2 protein-coding genes are annotated in these 3,810 nt (G+C 49.6%); both read right to left on the bottom strand.

Features of this window, described 5'->3' with window-relative positions; genetic code table 11:
- Positions 1-1,605 (bottom strand): SusC/RagA family TonB-linked outer membrane protein (locus VIR50_RS08100; protein WP_331934637.1); only part of this gene is annotated, 1,605 nt, incomplete at its 3' end.
- 711 nt (positions 1,606-2,316) lie between these two features.
- Positions 2,317-3,810, bottom strand: a 1,494-nt coding sequence (locus VIR50_RS08095) for a RagB/SusD family nutrient uptake outer membrane protein (RefSeq protein WP_331934636.1), incomplete at its 5' end; no start/stop codon positions are given.

The raw sequence follows: 3,810 nt of genomic DNA, 5'->3' as shown, positions 1-3,810 counted from the left end.
GCTCGTCGACTCCTGATAAGACATACCCACCATGCCGGTCACGGTGTGAAGGCCTATCTGTTTCATGTAGTTGGCGAAGTTTTCCCACTGATAGTAAATGTTGGTTGAGTTCTGACCGCTAAGACTTACGTAGTCGTTTCCCTGCACGGCATTGCCATAGAAAGGCAGAGAAACCGAACTGCTGCGGGCACCTCCCAAGCGATAACCAAAGCGCGAGGTAAACGTAAAGCCCTTGAAAGGCATGAAGTTGGCATAGATAGAACCATTCACATTGAAACCGCTGTTGCGTGAAAGACCATTGTCGCGCATAATCATGGGGTGGGTTTGCTCACCGGCATAGAACTTTGAAATGCCATAGTAGTTACCATCGGCGTCGGTCAGGAGCTTCTTTCCCTGCTTCTGAGCGTTGAGCATGTGGCTCGGAAGCTCATTGGGCGCGTAGGTGTAAGCTGTCAATGGGTCGAGTACCATGACTGAAGTGAGGAGCGAACCATACTCGTTATTGCTCGAAACCGACCTTACATTGTACTTCTCTATTTGATTGGTGGTGCCCACGGTGAGCCAATTCTTCACCTTATACTCGGAGTTGATGGTGGCGGTAAGGCGCTTATAGACGTCGGCATTGCCCTTTACGATACCGTCATTATCAAGATAGGTAAGACTTAAATAGTAGTTACCACGCTCGCTACCGCCCTCAAAGGCGATGTTATGCTTGGTCATTTTGCTGTCCTCAAAGGTCCGGTCAATCCAATTGGTGTTGGTCTTACCGTCCCAGTTCTTCATAAGATAGTCCTTGGTAAAGGTCTTTCCCTCGCTCATATAGGCAATGTACTCCTCTGAATTCAACATCTTGGGTGTGCGAGAGATAGACTGTCCGGCGAATTGGAAGTCGTAACGAATGCGACCCTCGCCTGCTTTACCCTTCTTGGTGGTGATGAGTACCACGCCATTACCGGCCTCGGCACCGTAGATAGCGGCACTGGCGGCGTCCTTGAGGATTTCCATTGAGGCGATGTCATTGGGGTCGATACCGCTGATGTCGCCTATTCTTACTCCGTCGACCACGTACAACGGCTCGGAACCCACGTTAGAAGAGAAACCGCGAATACGCACCGTTGGCGATGAACCCGGGGCCGCTGACGACGAGATAATCTGCACACCGGCCGTCTTTCCCTGCAGGGCCGACTTGGCGTTGGTGATGGTTCGGTTTTCCATATCGGCAGCCTTCACCTGCGAAATGGCACCCGTCACGTCGCTCTTCTTCTGCACGCCGTAACCAACCACTACCACATCCTCCAACGTTTTGGAGTCTTCTTTCATGGTAATTTTAAGGTTTGAGCCCGCTTTTACTTCCTGCGTGGCATAGCCAATGTAAGAAATAACAAGCGTAGCGCCCTTGTGTGCCTTGAATTTAAACACACCGTCGAGGTCTGTTACCGCACCATTGCTGGTGCCTTTTTCGACAATGCTCACGCCTATCATCGGCTCTTGAGAATTGTCAACTACCTTTCCGGCCACGTTGATCAGCTCTTGTGCCCATGTAGGCAGGCTGACCATCGCAAAGAAAATGAAGGTTAGAAACCTGATACAGTTATACTTTTTCATGTTAATAGTTTATTTGTTAACTGCCGCAAAGGTATTGCATATTCGCCGGTATGCCTTTTTTACAGATACTTTTCTATTTATTATTTGTTCAAAAAGGGTTTATCCGGTGTACAAAAGTTTTAGAAAATGTACAACAACCGCTTAAATAAAGGAAAGTAAAACGTCAAGAAAACTGACATTTTTCAGCCCCGCCGCACTCCCCCATTTAGCTTACGGGCAGGCGGCGGCAGGGCGCCGAGCCTATCAAAACAAAGGTATGATATTGTAGATTGGGCTCCCTCATCGCTCCAAAGGCGGCCTATGGACTGCTAAAAGCTATGCTTTGACAAGACAGAAGGGCTATTCGCAACCTATAAAAGCAGACCCATAAGAAGCCCAAAGCACTGCTTTGACGCCACCAAAAGATAGAAAATAAAAGGCCAAAAACAATAAACCACTGATTACCAGCTACTTATAAAAACACGATTCCTTGGCGTTTTCGGCGTCAACTATAAATCGTTTTCAAATAACGCGGCCAGCAACGATCCGATGTAAAGATTTTTCCGAATTAACAAGGCATTACGACCCCACCGTCCATAAGCCACCACCCTCGGGCTTCCGCCGCATCTGTCATGGTCCACTTTACACGAAAAAGGGCCGCAACCGTTCTGTTTTGCGGTTGCGACCCATTGTTATCAAAAGCCCCGAAGCGGCCCGATGGTCCTTATGAAATTAGTAACCCTCGTTTTGCTTCATGCTCTTATTGAGCTTAATTTCCTGATCGGGAATGGGCAACATTTCGTGCTTGTTGCTCTTGAAGCCCGCATTAGAACTGCTATATTCTACTATCTTCTTGCCATTAAAGCCCGGCATTTGCTTACCCTTATCGGCAAGTTTCGCGGCCGCGTCACCCCAACGAACGAGGTCCATCCACCGTGTGCCGAGGCCCCAAAGCTCCAATCGCTTCTCGGTTTTCACGTCGTCCATGGTCAAATCGGTCTTGGCGGGCAACTTGGCACGCTGCCTTATGGCGTTAACAGCTTTCAAAGCCTCGGCCTTGTTGCCTGCTTTCAGGTTGGCCTCAGCCGCCAACAGCAATACTTCGGCATAAGACATCCATACACGATTGACCGTGGTAAAGAGTCCGAAGATAATGAAGTCGCTATTGAGCATGCGCTGTTTCCAATTGAAATAGCCCTCGTTGCCGTGCAAAGTCTTGCCCGACGCCAAGGTAATTCCCATGTCGGCTATCTGCTCAACGGTCTTTATCGACTGGTTTAAGCGGTAACCTGCGGCGCCTTCTTCCTTAACAAAGGCCTTGTAAAGGTCTTCCGTAGGATTAAAGAAGCCATAAGCTGAGTTTGAAACATTGGCCAACTGCGGGTTAGAAGCGTTCCAATTAAAGAACTCTCCTCGGAAACCACGGTATAGATTGTACAGCGTAAAGATCTGTGCATAGTTAGAATAATCGGCTACGGCGTTCCATTCTAACACGTGCTCGGCGTCAAAATCGGCGCCGGCATGGAGCAAATCCTCGTAAGCCATGGTCGTATTGAGGCGATAAAGGCCCGACTTGATTACCTCGTTGAGCGTTTTGGCGGCCTCCGAATAGTTGCCCGCAAACACTTGTACCTTGCCTAAGAAAGCCTGAGCGGCGCCCTTCGTAATGCGCACTAACTTGGCATTGGGCTCTGCTTTTTGGCTCAACGCGCCCGAGGCGATGGCCGCTTTGAAATCGGTTTCGGCCTGCGTATAGAGTTGTTCACGAGTGCTGTTGGTCTTGGCATACTCCGATTCGGGGAGCAGATGGTCAACCACGGGCGCCGTTCCGTAGTAAGCGCCGAGGTAGAAGTGGGCCAAGCCACGGAAGAAATAGGCCTCGGCCTGATCGCGTTTCTTCACGGGCGTGTCGTAGTTTTCGAACTTCTCCAACACAAGGTTGGCATGATAAATCATCGTATATAAGCCCTCGTAGGTCTGTTGGATAAGTTCGTTGGTGCTACCAAAGGTATAGTCGCCGATGGTTTCACGCTGCGCGTTGTCGTTTCGGTTGCCTCCGCCACACCAAACGTCGTCGGACAGCAGGTCGTCGATACACTTCACGGGTTCAAACACGGTGCCTAAGTCGGTATAACATGCGGTAATGGCTTGCTCGGCGTCGTTATCGGTCTTGTAAAAGTCGTCCGATGAGCCGAGATTACCCATCTTTTCAATGTTAAGATTGTC

Origin of the sequence: Prevotella sp., assembly GCF_036570325.1 — a bacterium.
GTDB lineage: Bacteria > Bacteroidota > Bacteroidia > Bacteroidales > Bacteroidaceae > Prevotella.
Note: the sequence above shows the minus strand (reverse complement) of the source record. Positions and strands in the feature narration are given on the sequence as shown.